The sequence below is a fragment of the Bacillus sp. 5w2 genome (genome assembly GCF_054353775.1).
Genome location: NZ_JBTIWT010000006.1, coordinates 138,419 through 153,269, shown reverse-complemented (window position 1 = coordinate 153,269; position 14,851 = coordinate 138,419). Strand labels below are relative to the sequence as shown.

The 14,851-nt window shown below is 35.0% G+C and carries 11 protein-coding genes; 9 read left to right on the top strand and 2 right to left on the bottom strand.

Going from position 1 to position 14,851, the window contains the following annotated elements:
• Positions 1–119 precede the first annotated feature (119 nt).
• From ACXY7N_RS13770 to ACXY7N_RS13750, 5 genes are all read left to right on the top strand, one after another.
• Entirely contained in the window at positions 120–1,991 is a 1,872-nt protein-coding gene (locus ACXY7N_RS13770; RefSeq protein ID WP_016133583.1) for a glycerophosphodiester phosphodiesterase, read from the top strand.
• Positions 1,992–2,360: 369 nt separating this feature from the next.
• Positions 2,361–3,494 carry an alanine dehydrogenase gene (ald, locus tag ACXY7N_RS13765; RefSeq protein ID WP_001219749.1) on the top strand — a complete coding sequence of 378 codons (1,134 nt, stop codon included), beginning with the start codon at positions 2,361–2,363 and terminating at the stop codon, positions 3,492–3,494.
• A gap of 103 nt (positions 3,495–3,597) precedes the next feature.
• Positions 3,598–5,013, top strand: a complete 1,416-nt coding sequence (locus tag ACXY7N_RS13760) for an amino acid permease (protein ID WP_001284886.1) — start codon at positions 3,598–3,600, stop codon at positions 5,011–5,013.
• A 256-nt stretch (positions 5,014–5,269) separates the two neighbouring features.
• Complete coding sequence (locus ACXY7N_RS13755) at positions 5,270–5,647, top strand: ArsR/SmtB family transcription factor (protein ID WP_000290207.1); 378 nt, start codon at positions 5,270–5,272, stop codon at positions 5,645–5,647.
• 23 nt (positions 5,648–5,670) lie between these two features.
• Entirely contained in the window at positions 5,671–8,037 is a 2,367-nt protein-coding gene (locus ACXY7N_RS13750) for a heavy metal translocating P-type ATPase (RefSeq protein WP_016089361.1), read from the top strand.
• Positions 8,038–8,388: 351 nt separating this feature from the next.
• On the opposite strand, the gene ACXY7N_RS13745 is transcribed toward ACXY7N_RS13750, so the two are convergent.
• Positions 8,389–9,852, bottom strand: coding sequence for a nicotinate phosphoribosyltransferase (locus ACXY7N_RS13745; RefSeq protein WP_488592442.1), 1,464 nt, complete (start codon positions 9,850–9,852; stop codon positions 8,389–8,391).
• A 199-nt stretch (positions 9,853–10,051) separates the two neighbouring features.
• Here ACXY7N_RS13745 and ACXY7N_RS13740 point away from each other — a divergent pair, with 199 nt between their 5' ends.
• The 3 genes from ACXY7N_RS13740 (at position 10,052) to ACXY7N_RS13730 (ending at position 13,321) form a co-directional block, all read left to right on the top strand.
• Entirely contained in the window at positions 10,052–11,323 is a 1,272-nt protein-coding gene (locus ACXY7N_RS13740; protein WP_016089359.1) for a tetratricopeptide repeat protein, read from the top strand.
• 1 nt (position 11,324) lies between these two features.
• The gene (locus ACXY7N_RS13735; protein ID WP_016089358.1) at positions 11,325–11,453 is read left to right on the top strand and encodes an NprX family peptide pheromone; all 129 of its coding nucleotides are present in this window, start codon (positions 11,325–11,327) and stop codon (positions 11,451–11,453) included.
• Positions 11,454–11,620: 167 nt separating this feature from the next.
• Positions 11,621–13,321: a M4 family metallopeptidase gene (locus tag ACXY7N_RS13730; protein WP_016089357.1), complete on the top strand. Its 1,701-nt coding sequence runs from the start codon at positions 11,621–11,623 to the stop codon at positions 13,319–13,321.
• A gap of 63 nt (positions 13,322–13,384) precedes the next feature.
• On the opposite strand, the gene ACXY7N_RS13725 is transcribed toward ACXY7N_RS13730, so the two are convergent.
• On the bottom strand, positions 13,385–13,933 hold the full coding sequence (locus ACXY7N_RS13725) for a TVP38/TMEM64 family protein (RefSeq protein ID WP_016089356.1): 549 nt from the start codon (positions 13,931–13,933) through the stop codon (positions 13,385–13,387).
• Positions 13,934–14,332: 399 nt separating this feature from the next.
• Between ACXY7N_RS13725 and ACXY7N_RS13720 the strand changes: the two genes are divergently transcribed.
• The gene (locus ACXY7N_RS13720; protein WP_488592441.1) at positions 14,333–14,851 is read left to right on the top strand and encodes an RNase A-like domain-containing lipoprotein; all 519 of its coding nucleotides are present in this window, start codon (positions 14,333–14,335) and stop codon (positions 14,849–14,851) included.

Genomic DNA, 14,851 nt, shown 5'->3' with positions numbered 1-14,851 from the left:
TTTTCATTGTATGTATAAGAGTGTTCATGTTAAGCGGAATATATTATTATTAAAAAGATGGATTAGAACTGGAAATGTGGAATCCATCTCAAATACCGTTTTAGAATGTGGAGGAATATATGCAACACCGTAAAAGACTATCTATACCAGGAGTAATGAGACATTCCTTTCAAACAGTTAAATTTGCTTTTTGGAATGTATTAACCTTTCAACTTGCTTATAAATTATTAGCAGCGATTGTATTTGTCCCGCTATTTGGGATCATTTTTAATAAGTTATTGTATTTTGGTGGTTATGCAAATGCGACGAATGATGAATTATTAGCGTTTTTAAAAACGCCATACGGCATTTTAGCAATTGTAATTTTGTCCTTGTTAGCACTGTTTCTTATCTTTACGGAATTTGCGGTGCTTATTATTATTTCATATTTCGCTCATAAAAGACAAAAGGTGAAATTACGTCCGATTTTATATAAAACCGTAACGTATTTACCTACTCTTTTCACATATTGCTTACCAGGATTTATTTTATATGCTGTCGTATTGTTACCTCTTTTAAATATGGGATATGAAACAGCATTAATACCGCAAATTCAAATTCCTAATTTTATTACAGGAGAACTGTTTAAGACAACGATGGGACAAGTTGGTTATTATACGTTCTTTGCTGTAATTGCGTATTTGAATCTTCGCTGGATCTTTGTTTTACCTATTGTCGTTTTAGAGCAAAAGCCGTTTCGCACAGCAGCGCGTAAAAGTGCAAAGTTAGTGAAAGAAAGCTTTTTTAAAGTACTATTCTTTTTAGTAGGATTTTTTATTTCAATAGGAATTGTGTATGTCATATTTTTAGGAATATATTTATTGTGTCTATGGGGTGTCTATGAATTTACAAATCCGAAAGGAACATTTGCATTATTAGCTGAATCAACAATGTCTGTATTTTTAACGAGTACATTGTATTTATTTAGTTTTATCGTGACACCGTTTTATATTATGGCGATCACACGATTGTATTTACAAAAGGTTCCGATTGAAGATGTTTTATTAGAAGAAGGATTAGACTATTCAAAAACGAAAGCAGATAAATGTTTCTTCCAAAAACACCGTTGGAAATTTATTGGCGTATACATTGTAGGGATTATTACTGCAGGAATGGTCGTCGCCTTCATTGTAACGTTTATTTCAAATTCATATAAAGAACCAATTATTATGGCACACCGTGGATATATTTCAAAAGGGGTAGAAAATACGAAAGAAGCTGTGCAAGGTGCTATTGATGCAAAAGCAGATTACGCTGAAATAGATGTATTACAAACAAAAGACGGTGAATTAGCGGTTATACATGATTTGAAGTTAAAACGCCTTGCAAATGCTAATGTGCATGTGTCAGATTTAACGATGGATGAGTTAAGGCAGCTTACTCTTAGTCAAGATGGACTTTCAGGACAAATAAGTACGCTTGATGAAATCATTAAGCTCTCAAAGGACAAAATTAAACTCAATATTGAAGTCAAACTTCATGGGGGCGAAAAAGATTTTGTAAACAAAGTATTAAAAACGATTAAAGATAATGAATTTGAGAAGCAATGTGTCATTCAAACGTTACACTACCCGCTTATAAAAGAGTTTAAGCGTGCAAATCCAAATATAAAAGTAGGATATATATTGTATGCAAGTAGAGCTCACTTAAAGAATGTGAAGGCTGATTTTTATGTAGCGGAAGAATACATGCTAAATAAGAAATTAGTAAAAGAAGCAAGGAAGTTAAACAAACCAATTTACGTATGGACGGTAAATGATATGGAAAGTTTAAAGGGATATTATAAGTTAAACGTAGATGGTATCATTACCGATTATCCGGAAGATGCACGCGAAACAATTAAGATGTTAAAAGAGCAAGAAGAGGAAGAAAGCGATCTGTTTGATAAAATTACTGAAACAACAGATGATTTATTTTCCAAATTATTTATAAGTTACCCAGCTGCTGGCTAAATGTCAGCAGCTGTTTTTTTATAAAAAGAATATATCTCTAAAGTATTGTGCGAAGTAATCACTGTATATGTATACGGCATCATTAGGGTTTCTTACATCGTTACATTATTGTCAAATAATAAATGATTACTACTTATTTTGAAGGAGTATAATAAAAATAGAGTGATAGATAATGAAATGGAACGAAGATGCTAATAGAATCAATGTTTTATATATTTACACTATTCTAAATATATAAACTTTAAAAAAATAGTATGTTAGCGTTTTCATAACTTTTAAGTTATGCTAGAATAAGGACATAAGTTATTAATTATTACAAAAAGAAAAAAGACTTTCTTTTTTCTGTTAATTATAAGGGGGCATTTCATTATGCGTATTGGGGTACCAGCAGAAATTAAAAACAACGAAAACCGTGTGGCAATGACACCAGCAGGTGTTGTACATTTAATTCGTAACAATCACGAAGTATTCATTCAAAAGGGTGCAGGTTTAGGATCTGGTTTCACAGATGCGCAGTATGTTGAAGCGGGAGCAAAAATTGTTGACACAGCTGAAGAAGCTTGGAACATGGAAATGGTTATGAAAGTTAAGGAACCGGTTGAAAGCGAATACAAACACTTCAGCGAAGGTTTAATCTTATTCACATACTTACACTTAGCTCCAGAACCAGAATTAACAAAAGCGTTAATTGAGAAGAAAGTTGTTGCGATTGCATACGAAACAGTACAATTAGAAAACCGTTCTCTACCATTACTTGCACCTATGAGTGAAGTAGCTGGTCGTATGGCTGCACAAATTGGTGCACAATTCCTTGAGAAAAACAAAGGCGGTAAAGGTATCTTACTTGCAGGTGTTCCAGGGGTTAAACGTGGTAAAGTAACAATCATCGGTGGTGGACAAGCTGGTACAAATGCTGCTAAAATTGCAGTTGGACTAGGTGCGGATGTAACAATCATCGACTTAAGTGCAGAACGTCTTCGTCAATTAGATGACATTTTCGGAAACCAAGTAAAAACTTTAATGTCTAATCCTTACAATATTGCAGAAGCTGTAAAAGAGTCTGATCTTGTAATCGGTGCAGTATTAATCCCAGGTGCAAAAGCGCCAAAACTTGTAACAGAAGAAATGATTCAATCAATGGAACCAGGTTCTGTAGTTGTAGATATCGCGATTGACCAAGGTGGTATTTTCGAAACAACTGACCGTATTACAACTCATGATAACCCAACTTACGAAAAACACGGCGTTGTTCATTATGCAGTTGCAAACATGCCAGGTGCGGTTCCACGTACATCAACTCTTGCATTAACAAACGTAACAGTACCATATGCAGTACAAATTGCTAACAAAGGCTACAAAGAAGCTTGCCTAGGCAACTCTGCATTACTAAAAGGTATTAACACATTAGATGGCTATGTAACATTCGAAGCAGTTGCAGAAGCTCACGGTGTAGAGTACAAAGGTGCTAAAGAATTATTAGAAGCAGAAACAGTATCTTGCTAATAGAAGCATTATACAAAACAAAATCGAACAATATATAAACCAACATGATAAGAGCTAAGAGTGAAGATCTCTTAGCTCTTCTTGGCAAAAGGGGGCATACATCGTGGCCAACCTATTTAAAAAGAAATCCGTTACGCAATTGTTAGGGGAAAGTAAAAGTAAAACTTTAACGAAAACGCTAGGGGCATTCGACCTAACAATGCTAGGGATTGGTGCGATAATCGGTACAGGAGTTCTAGTATTAACAGGATTAGTAGCAGCAAGAGATGCTGGTCCAGCAGTTATTTTTTCATTCATGATAGCAGCGATTGTTTGTGGATTTGCAGCATTATGTTACGCAGAGGTCGCTTCTACACTTCCTGTTTCAGGTAGTGTGTACACATACTCATATGCAACAATTGGTGAGTTTGTAGCTCATTTAATGGGATGGACATTACTATCCGTATATGTTGTAACAACTGCCGCAGTAGCTGGTGGATGGACTGGTTATTTCCATAACTTAGTGAGTGGATTGGGACTTGAAATTCCAAAAGCGTTGTTAACGATTCCAGCGCAAGGTGGTATGGTAAACTTACCGGCAGTTATCGTTACGTTAGTAATAACTTGGTTATTATCACGAGGTACGAAAGAAAGTAAGCGTGTGAATAACATAATGGTATTAATTAAAATTGGTATTGTTGTTTTATTCATTGCTGTTGGTGTATTCTACGTGAAACCAGAAAACTGGATACCATTTGCACCATATGGCTTAAGTGGAGTCTTTGCCGGAGGAGCAGCAGTATTCTTCGCTTTCTTAGGATTTGATGCATTAGCAACTTCTGCTGAAGAAGTAAAAAATCCGCAACGTGATCTACCGATTGGTATTATTGCTTCGTTAGTTATTTGTACAATCATTTATGTTGTAGTTTGTCTTGTTATGACAGGTATGGTTTCTTACAAGGAATTAGATGTACCTGAAGCTATGGCTTATGTACTTGAAGTTGTAGGACAAGATAAAGTGGCTGGTGTAATTGCTATTGGAGCTGTAATTGGTATTATGGCTGTAATTTTCGCGTACATCTATGCTACGACACGCGTATTCTTCGCTATGAGTCGTGACGGTTTATTACCAAAATCTTTCGCGAAAATTAACAAGAAGACTGAAGCGCCAACATTTTCAGTTTGGTTAACAGGAATTGGTAGTGCTTTAATTGCTGGATTTATCGATTTAAAAGAATTGTCAAATTTAGCGAATATTGGAGCTTTATTAACATTCGCCATGGTTGGTGTAACTGTTATCATTCTTCGTAAAACGCATCCGAAATTACAACGTGGATTTATGGTACCACTTGTACCAATCTTGCCGATTATTTCAGTTGCATGTTGTCTATTCTTAATGGTAAACCTACCATTAAAAACATGGATATACTTCGGTGTTTGGTTAGCAATCGGAGTAGTTGTATACTTTGTTTATTCGAAAAAACATAGTCATTTAAAAGACGATGGAAGTTCGCAGGATAATTTAGAACAAGCTAATTAAAAGGGATATAAGTATAGTAAGCCTTGTGCGTCTAGGGAACGCGCAAGGCTTTTTTCTTTTGTGCAAAATGTATATCCTTTTTTCGTATGAGAATGTAATGGATGCGGAAAATATGTGTACGTCTTATTAAAATGTGAACAAAATGTTCGAAAAAATGTATGAGATTTCATTGACACATATGAATAGACGCTCATATAATAAGAGTATAAGATATATGAATGATTGTTCATATGTTCAAATGAAGAGGTGAGCTATAATGGCTGTAAATAAAGTAGAAACACCACAAGAGACATGTTCTCAAACGATAATTCATGAAGAAGTTGTTGATCAAGTAAAACAAACAATTCCAACTGATGAAAGTTTAAGTAAAGTAGCGGAATTATTTAAAGTATTAGGTGATCGTACACGTACGAGAATATTACATGCATTATTTGAAGCTGAAATGTGTGTTTGTGATTTAGCGTATTTATTAGGAATGACACAATCATCTATTTCACATCAGCTTCGTGTGTTAAAGCAAGCGAAACTTGTAAAGAATCGTAAAGAAGGAAAGGTCGTTTATTATTCGTTAGCTGACCAGCACGTAATTCATATCTTCGAGCAAGCGTTTGAACACGTAAACGAGGAAGAATAAAAAGAACGCGAGGAGGGAGAACGATGGCTGAAGCATTAGTGAAAAAGAAATTGATGTTAGAAGGTCTAGATTGTGCGAACTGCGCAATGAAAATTGAAAAAGGTGTTGGAAATATAGAAGGAGTAAATTCTTGCTCTGTAAATTTTGCGACAAAAACAATGGTTTTAGAAACAGAACAAAATAAAGCAAGCGAAGTTGTTACAGAAGCAAAACAACTCGTTACAAAATTAGAACCGCACATTAAAGTGCAAGAAGAAAAAAACACAAAAGTAGCAAAAGAAGTGTTTATATTAGAAGGTTTAGATTGCGCAAATTGTGCAATGAAGATTGAAAATAAAGTTAAGGGAATGCCGACTGTTTCAGCGGCAACTGTTGATTTCGTATCAAAGAAATTACGAGTAGAAGTTGCGAATAAAAGAGAATTAGAAGCGACTGTAGCAGATATAACAAATGTTGTTCAAAAGTTAGAGCCAGATGTGAAAGTTGTTCGTGAAGAAAAGGGTGGCCATGACCATGGACATAGTCACGACCATGGGGAAGCAAATGTGAAAAAGATGATAGGACGATTAGTGGTCGGCGGAATTTTGACAGCAATCGCTGCATTAGCTGGCTTACCACAAATGATAACAATTCCGTTATTCGTCCTTGCGTATGTATTAATAGGCGGAGATATCGTTTGGAGAGCGGTAAGAAACATAACTCGCGGCCAAGTGTTCGATGAGAACTTCTTAATGGCAATTGCAACTGTAGGGGCTTTCGCAATTCAACAATATTCAGAAGCTGTTGCGGTAATGTTATTTTATCAAGTAGGGGAACTATTCCAAAGTATTGCGGTAAATCGCTCCCGAAAATCAATTACTTCATTAATGGATATTCGTCCTGATTACGCGAATGTAAAGGTTGGAAATGAAACGAAACAAGTAGCACCAGAAGATGTACAAATCGGCGATTATATTATCGTGAAGCCTGGTGAGAAAGTACCGTTAGATGGAAAAGTAGTTGAAGGAACATCAATGGTAGATACTTCAGCATTGACTGGTGAATCTGTACCACGTGAAGTTGAAGTTGGAAATGATGTATTAAGTGGTTTTGTAAATCAAAATGGTGTATTAACAATTGAAGTTACAAAAGAGTTTGGTGAATCTACTGTATCAAAAATTTTAGATTTAGTTCAAAATGCAAGTAGCAAAAAAGCGCCAACAGAAAACTTTATTACGAAATTTGCGCGTTACTATACTCCTGTTGTAGTTATTACAGCGGCGATTATGGCGTTTGTTCCACCACTTATTTTAGAAGGAGCTACATTCTCAGAATGGATTTATAGAGCTTTAGTATTCTTAGTAATCTCTTGTCCATGTGCGCTAGTTGTATCCATTCCTCTCGGATTCTTTGGTGGTATCGGTGGTGCATCTAAAAGTGGTGTATTAGTAAAAGGAAGTAACTATTTAGAAGCTTTAAATGATGTGAAATATATCGTTTTTGATAAAACAGGAACACTAACAAAAGGTGTCTTCAAAGTTACAAAAATGGAATCAAGCGAAGGTATTACGAATGAAGAGCTGTTAGAGTATGCAGCATTTGCTGAAGTGTATTCTAACCATCCAATTGCACAATCTATTCGAAATGCATATGGAAAATCGATTGATGAAAAAGTAATCGATGACTATAACGAAATTTCTGGTCACGGTACAGTCGTAAAAGTACAAGGAAAAGAAATTTTTGCAGGTAATGCTAAATTAATGAGAAAAGAAAACATTACATTTAAGCAACCAGAAACAGTAGGTACATTAGTTCACGTTGCTGTAGATGGGAAATATGCAGGTTATATTGTTATCTCTGATGAGGTAAAAGAAGATTCAAAACAAGCAATTCAAAAATTAAAAGAACTAGGTATTAAGAAGACAGTGATGTTAACTGGTGATGCAAAATCAGTTGGTGAAGCTGTTGGTAAACAGTTAGGTTTAGATGAAGTTCACGCAGAACTATTACCGCAACAAAAAGTAGAAGAGATTGAAAAAATTGATGCGGCGAAGAACGGAAAAGAAAAAGTTGCCTTCGTTGGTGACGGTATTAACGATACACCAGTATTAGCGCGTGCAGACGTTGGTATTGCGATGGGTGGCTTAGGATCAGATGCAGCAATTGAAGCGGCTGATATCGTTATTATGACTGATGAGCCTTCAAAAATTGCAACAGCCTTAAACATTGCAAAACGCACACGACGCATTGTATGGCAAAATATCATCTTTGCATTAGGGGTAAAAGGATTAGTTTTATTACTTGGTGCCTTTGGTATTGCAACAATGTGGGAAGCTGTCTTCTCAGATGTTGGTGTGACACTACTTGCAGTGTTAAATGCAATGCGTGTACTACGAGTGAAAGATTTATAAAAAAGAGGACGCAATTGCGTCCTCTTTTTTAGGTTATTTTGTTGAAATTGACTCAATAAAATAATAACAAATATTATTTTGTGAATAAATAACTTAATATTAAAATTTACAAATAAAAAACATTTACCTTACTATTTTAATATATTTTTCACAAAGATACATATAGTATTGAAAAAACAGAGAAGGAGAAGCTTCTCTGTTTTATCTCGCTTTAATGGGCAGTAAGACCCCCTCTCCAAATTCAGCGAAAGCAAAGAAGTTAGGTGGGGGATCAACTGCCCATAAAAGTCCGATTGGTTCAACTAATAATCAGTGGGGATGAAGAAAACCCCCACTGATTAAAGTTTCACTTTATTTTTGTATATTTTTTTCAACTTGTTCTCGAACAGTTTGAATGTAATTCATTTTATGATCCCAACATTCTTGACTTAAATCGACAGGGTACTCTTCGGGATTTAAAGTTCTCATATATTCTTCCCAAAATAGTGCGAGACTTTGTTCATTATATTTTTGGATATCTAATATGCTTGGTAGCTCGTATGTTCTTTCACCGTTAACAAAAATATCTTTATGCAGTTCACGAGCTTCAAAGTTTGTTACGAATTTACTTATATAAGTGTGAACGGGATGGAACATTTTTAATCGTTCTTCTTTTCCTGGTTCTTCAGAATCTAATGCAATATAATCGCCTTCTGCATGATCGTTAACGCGATTGATAATACGATAAATTCGTTTAAGTCCTGGAGTGGTAATTTTCTCAGGGTTAGATGAAATTTTAATCGTATCATTTAACTTCCCATCAGTATCTTCAATCGCTACTAGTTTATAGACAGCCCCTAAAGCTGGCTGCTCAAATGATGTAATCAATTTTGTTCCAACGCCCCATACATCAATTTTTGCGCCTTGAGATTTCAAGTGCATAATTGTGTATTCATCTAAATCGCTAGAAGCAATAATTTTTGTATTTGTAAACCCAGCTTCATCTAATAGTTTTCTGGCCTTTTTAGATAAATAAGCCATATCACCACTATCGAGGCGAATGCCATAAAAATCGATACGATTTCCAAATTCTTTTGCAACACGAATTGCATTTGGAACACCAGATTTTAATGTGTCATATGTATCAACGAGAAAGACACATTTTTTATGAGTTTCAGCGTATTTCTTAAACGCGACATATTCATCACGATATGCTTGAACGAAAGAGTGAGCATGAGTGCCAGCTACAGGAATGCCAAAGCGCTTGCCAGCACGAACGTTACTCGTAGACGAAAACCCACCAATAAAGGCAGCGCGTGTGCCCCAAAGAGCTGCATCGAACTCATGGGCACGTCTTGTACCAAACTCTAAAAGTTCATCATTATTTGCAGCGTGCTTCATACGAGCTGCTTTTGTTGCGATTAATGTTTGGTAATTCACAATGTTTAACAGGGCAGTTTCAATAATTTGTGCTTCGCCGAGCGGTGCATCAACACGTAATAAAGGTTCGTTATTAAATACAACTTCACCTTCTTGCATACTACGAATCGTCCCAGTGAATTTCATATTTTGTAAATAATGAAGGAATTCTTCTTCAAATTGTAACTCTGCTAAATAAGCGATATCGCTTTCGGTAAAGCTGAAGTTTTCTATGTACTCTACAATTTTTTCAAGACCAGCAAACACAGCGTAACCGTTCTCAAATGGAAGTTTTCGAAAGTATAAATCAAACACCGAGCGGCGATTATGAATACCATCTTTCCAATATGTATAAGCCATATTAATTTGATATAAATCTGTATGTAAGGCATAGCTATCGTCTTTATAATAAGTCATCGCGAAAACACCTCCATAATTTGGTTATAGTATACCAATTTTTCACCGCTCGTAGCAAAGAATGGATATGAAAGTGGAGTCAAGAGAGAAAAAAATGAAATATTGCATATTTTTTAGAAAATTTACATTTATCAATTTATATTTCTCTAGATTTTATGTATTATTAGAGTAATGGGGGTAATGAGAATGGAGGAGGACAATGCAACAAACATTAGAAAAAATAGGCAAACAAGTCTTTTACAAACGGCTACAGCAAAAAATGACACAAGAAGAATTATGTCAGGGCATTTGTTCTGTCTCATACTTAAGTAAAATCGAAAATGGAAAGATCGAAGCATCAGAAGAAATTCTACAATTGCTCTGCACAAGGTTAGAAATTGCCGTGACGGATTTGAGAGATGTAGAAGAAGATGTGAAGGGGAAGTTGGATGAATGGTTGAATGCACTCGTTCATTTGGACAAGCAACAAGTAGAACGCATATATGAAGAATTACAAGGTGAAATGAAGCATGTTTTGGATTTTGAAATTATAAATTATTATAAGTTACTTTATACGCGGTATTTAATTATGAAAAGGGATTTTTCTGCTGTCGAAGAAGAGTTAGAGAGTTTAAAGAAGATGTACAAAAAGTATTCACCATTTCAGAAATTATTATATACGTATAGCAAAGGGTTATATTATTTTTTACAACATAGATATAAGAGAGCATTGGAGTATTTGGCTCGAACAGAAGTAATGGCAAAGGAACAAGGGTATCATGAGAATGGAATATATTTCAATTTAGCTCTTGTTTATAATGAATTGGAAGTTGAACATATGACTTTACATTTTGCTAATGTAGCAATGGAAGGATTTAAGAATGAATATAAGTTCCGTTATGTGATAAATTGCCAGTTACTTATTGCGTTGAGTTATATACAAAAAAAACAATATAATGAAGCGCTATCTATTTATAATAATATTTTGAGGGAAGCAAATTCTTTTGCCGATAAAGAAAGCATAACAGCTATTGCTTTAAATAATCTAGGCTTCTTGTACTATAACTTAAAAGATTACGCAAAAGCTAAAGATTATTATTTGCAATGCTTAAAGTACAAGAAGGAAGAGGATTTAAATTATATTGATGCAGTGTATGAGATCGCTTTACAGTGTATTGAATTAAAAGAATTTGAAGAAGCGAAAGATTGGATTGGTAAAGGGATAGATATCGCGAAGAGGGATGAAAAGTATAAAAGTATGCTATATATACTTTTAATGCTTAAGCATAAATATTTTGAAACTAAAGATGTTTATAAAAAGTTTTTAGAAGTTGAGGCAATCCCATTTTTTAGAGGCGAAGAGAATAAAAAGGAATTAAAAATGGTGTATTTAGAACTAGCAGGATATCACGAAGAATTATTAGAGTTTAGGGAAAGTAATAATTATTATAAATTGGCAATTAATTTATTAGAAGAAAAGGGAGGAAAATAGTATGAAGAAGAAAATAATTATTGGTGCTTTGGCTTTGGTAGCTGTATTAGTGGTATTGGAACCGCAATATGCTTGGACATCGGATATCTATGGTCAAGGAGAAAAAGTAGTTGAAGTGGTAAATTCGTAATAAAAACCCCTTTCCAATCGGAAAGGGGTTTTTCAATATTTGTTCTTCAAAATTCTACAAAACTTGAGAAAATAATTATTTGAATTTTTAGTATATTAATAGTGAAAACATAATGCTAATATGAAACTACTCTTTTTCAAAAAAATAATTTATTAGGGGGAAGGTTCATGAAAAAGAAAAGTTTAGCGTTAGTGTTAGCAACAGGAATGGCAGTTACAACGTTTGGAGGGACAGGCTCTGCGTTTGCGGATTCTAAAAATGTGCTCTCTACGAAGAAGTACAATGAGACGGTGCAGTCACCTGAGTTTATTTCTGGTGATTTAACTGGAGCGACTGGTAAGAAAGCAGAATCTGTTGTGTTTGATTACTTAAACGCAGCAAAAGGTGATTATAAGTTAGGGGAAAAGAGTGCGCAAGATTCTTTCAAAGTGAAACAAGTGAAGAAAGATGCTGTAACTGATGCAACAGTAGTACGTATGCAACAAGTATACGAAGGGGTACCTGTATGGGGTTCTACTCAGGTAGCTCACGTAAGTAAAGATGGTTCTTTAAAAGTGTTGTCTGGAACAGTTGCACCTGATTTAGACAAAAAAGAAAAGTTGAAAAATAAAAATAAGATTGAAGGCGCAAAAGCAATTGAAATCGCGCAGCAAGATTTAGGTGTTACACCTAAATATGAGGTAGAACCAAAAGCGGACTTATATGTATATCAAAACGGTGAAGAAACAACATATGCATACGTTGTAAATCTGAACTTCTTAGAGCCAAGTCCAGGAAACTACTACTATTTCATTGAAGCAGACAGCGGTAAAGTATTAAATAAATATAATAAACTTGATCATGTAGCAAATGAGGATAAGTCGCCAGTTAAGCAAGATGCTCCTAAACAGGAAGCAAAGGCGGTTGTAAAACCTGTAACAGGAACAAATAAAGTAGGAACTGGTAAAGGTGTATTAGGAGATACAAAGTCGCTTAATACAACGTTATCTGGCTCATCTTACTACTTGCAAGATAATACGCGCGGAGCAACGATTTTCACATATGATGCGAAAAACCGCTCAACATTACCAGGAACATTATGGGCAGATGCAGATAATGTTTTCAATGCAGCGTATGATGCAGCGGCAGTAGATGCTCATTACTATGCAGGTAGAACATATGATTATTATAAAGCTACATTTAATAGAAACTCTATTAATGATGCAGGAGCTCCGTTAAAATCGACAGTTCATTACGGAAGTAAGTATAATAATGCGTTCTGGAATGGCTCACAAATGGTATACGGAGATGGTGATGGTGTAACATTTACATCATTATCTGGTGGAATTGATGTAATTGGTCACGAATTAACGCATGCTGTTACGGAAAATAGCTCGGATCTAATTTATCAAAATGAATCAGGAGCGCTAAATGAAGCAATTTCTGATATCTTTGGTACTTTAGTAGAATTCTATGATAACCGTAACCCAGATTGGGAGATTGGTGAAGATATTTACACACCTGGTAAAGCAGGAGATGCGCTTCGTTCTATGAGTGATCCAGCGAAGTATGGTGACCCAGACCATTATTCTAAGCGTTACACTGGTTCAAGTGATAATGGTGGAGTTCATACAAACAGTGGTATTATTAACAAACAAGCTTATTTATTAGCAAATGGCGGTACGCATTCTGGTGTAACTGTAACTGGTATCGGTAAAGATAAGCTAGGTGCAATTTATTACCGTGCAAACACACAATATTTCACGCAATCTACTACATTTAGCCAAGCTCGTGCTGGTGCAGTACAAGCTGCAGCTGATTTATATGGTGCGAATTCTGCTGAAGTAGCAGCAGTTAAGCAATCATTTAGTGCTGTTGGTATAAATTAAGGATTTAAGAGATAGCTATTAATAAAATACCTCAAAAATAAAGAAGGAGCATAGGCTCCTTCTTTATTTTTTTCTCCATTTTTTCCACAAATAATACAATCCGATACAACCTGCGATTGTTACAATCCACTTTGCTTCATTTGTACCGTTTATAACATGGTATGCAGAATATACTTCAATCAATAAGGACGGTATTTTACCTATTGTACTGGCAATACTGAAGGATAGTAATGACATTTTGCCTAGAGCCGCAAATAAAGTCACAATACTGGACGGAATGAATGGAATAAAGCGAAAAGATAGGACGAGTAGAAAGGCCTCTCTACCTTCTACGTAAAGAAGACGTTCTACCTTAGGATGCTTATTTACTTGATCGTGAGTGAACTTTTGAAGGCCTATACGATAAATATAAAACGAGATAATAGCCCCTAAGGCCTCACCTACAATCGAAATGATTGTGCCGTTTACTACGCCAAAGAGCTGTATGTTAATGGCGGTCAAAAAAATACTAGGGATAAAACCTAAAAGACTGATGATGATGTTGATTAAGATACTAAGTGGAATTGCGATTGAATAATAGTCTGTTAAGAAGTTTTGAATTGTTTCAGCCATTGTTTAAAATCCTTTATCTTTTTTTGCATTACACCATATTTCCATTGTGTAGGCAAGTGCAAATTTACATAATGTAGGAAAACGTTGACGGGACACCATCTACATACCTTATAAGGGTATTAGGTATGTAAAAGTAGGGGTATATTTTACATGTTTTAAAAACACTAAATAAACCTTGTATTTAAAGGTTTTGTTTGTTGTTTTTACGGGGTATTCAACTCGGGAAATAATCACAAAAACATAGGGGTATATTTATGGGGAGGTCGAAAATAGTGGTTTGATGAAACTAGGGTGGTAATATGGCAAAATAGATGAGGAATTTAAAAAATGTGTATGTTTTTTCTGTGTGAAATTGACTTTTAGTGAAGTTACGATAATAATCATGAAAGAGGTGATATGATGAAACGAATAAGCAGTCTTTTCTTGGCTAGTTTATTGGCATTAATGCTGATCTTAAGTGGATGTGCAGGAAAAGAACAAAAAACAGAGAAACAAACAGGGAATCAATCGACATCGGTAGAAAAAATTAGTGATAATATTTTAGATGAAATGGAAGGACCACCTAAAAATGGTCACACGATTGAAAGACATGTGGGCAAATCAGAAGAGGATTTAAAGAATCGTTTGAAGACAGATAAAGTATCAGCGGCAAGTACATACTATGATAAGGAAACAGCGACGAAAGCTGTAAAAGATAGTTTGAAGCAGCATGATAAGCAAATTCAAGATTGGTTAAAAAATTCTAAAGAAGCTCGTCTCGTATTAAATACAACTCATTCATTCCCGGTTGGAAAAACGGTAATAAAGAAAAATATGAATGTAAAAGACAAGCTAGTAAAAACTGTTACTGTTTTAGCGAGAGATAAGTCAGGAGATTTAGGATATAAGATCATTACTTCTTATCCATCTGATAAATAA

Bases quoted from the DNA above. Each gene is read 5' to 3' on its own strand.
- ACXY7N_RS13770 (WP_016133583.1), top strand. From the start codon at position 120: ATGCAACACCGTAAAAGACTATCTATACCAGGAGTAATGAGACATTCC.
- ald (WP_001219749.1), top strand. From the start codon at position 2,361: ATGCGTATTGGGGTACCAGCAGAAATTAAAAACAACGAAAACCGTGTG.
- ACXY7N_RS13755 (WP_000290207.1), top strand. From the start codon at position 5,270: ATGGCTGTAAATAAAGTAGAAACACCACAAGAGACATGTTCTCAAACG.
- ACXY7N_RS13750 (WP_016089361.1), top strand. From the start codon at position 5,671: ATGGCTGAAGCATTAGTGAAAAAGAAATTGATGTTAGAAGGTCTAGAT.
- ACXY7N_RS13745 (WP_488592442.1), bottom strand. From the start codon at position 9,852: ATGACTTATTATAAAGACGATAGCTATGCCTTACATACAGATTTATAT.
- ACXY7N_RS13740 (WP_016089359.1), top strand. From the start codon at position 10,052: ATGCAACAAACATTAGAAAAAATAGGCAAACAAGTCTTTTACAAACGG.
- ACXY7N_RS13735 (WP_016089358.1), top strand. From the start codon at position 11,325: ATGAAGAAGAAAATAATTATTGGTGCTTTGGCTTTGGTAGCTGTATTA.
- ACXY7N_RS13730 (WP_016089357.1), top strand. From the start codon at position 11,621: ATGAAAAAGAAAAGTTTAGCGTTAGTGTTAGCAACAGGAATGGCAGTT.
- ACXY7N_RS13725 (WP_016089356.1), bottom strand. From the start codon at position 13,933: ATGGCTGAAACAATTCAAAACTTCTTAACAGACTATTATTCAATCGCA.
- ACXY7N_RS13720 (WP_488592441.1), top strand. From the start codon at position 14,333: ATGAAACGAATAAGCAGTCTTTTCTTGGCTAGTTTATTGGCATTAATG.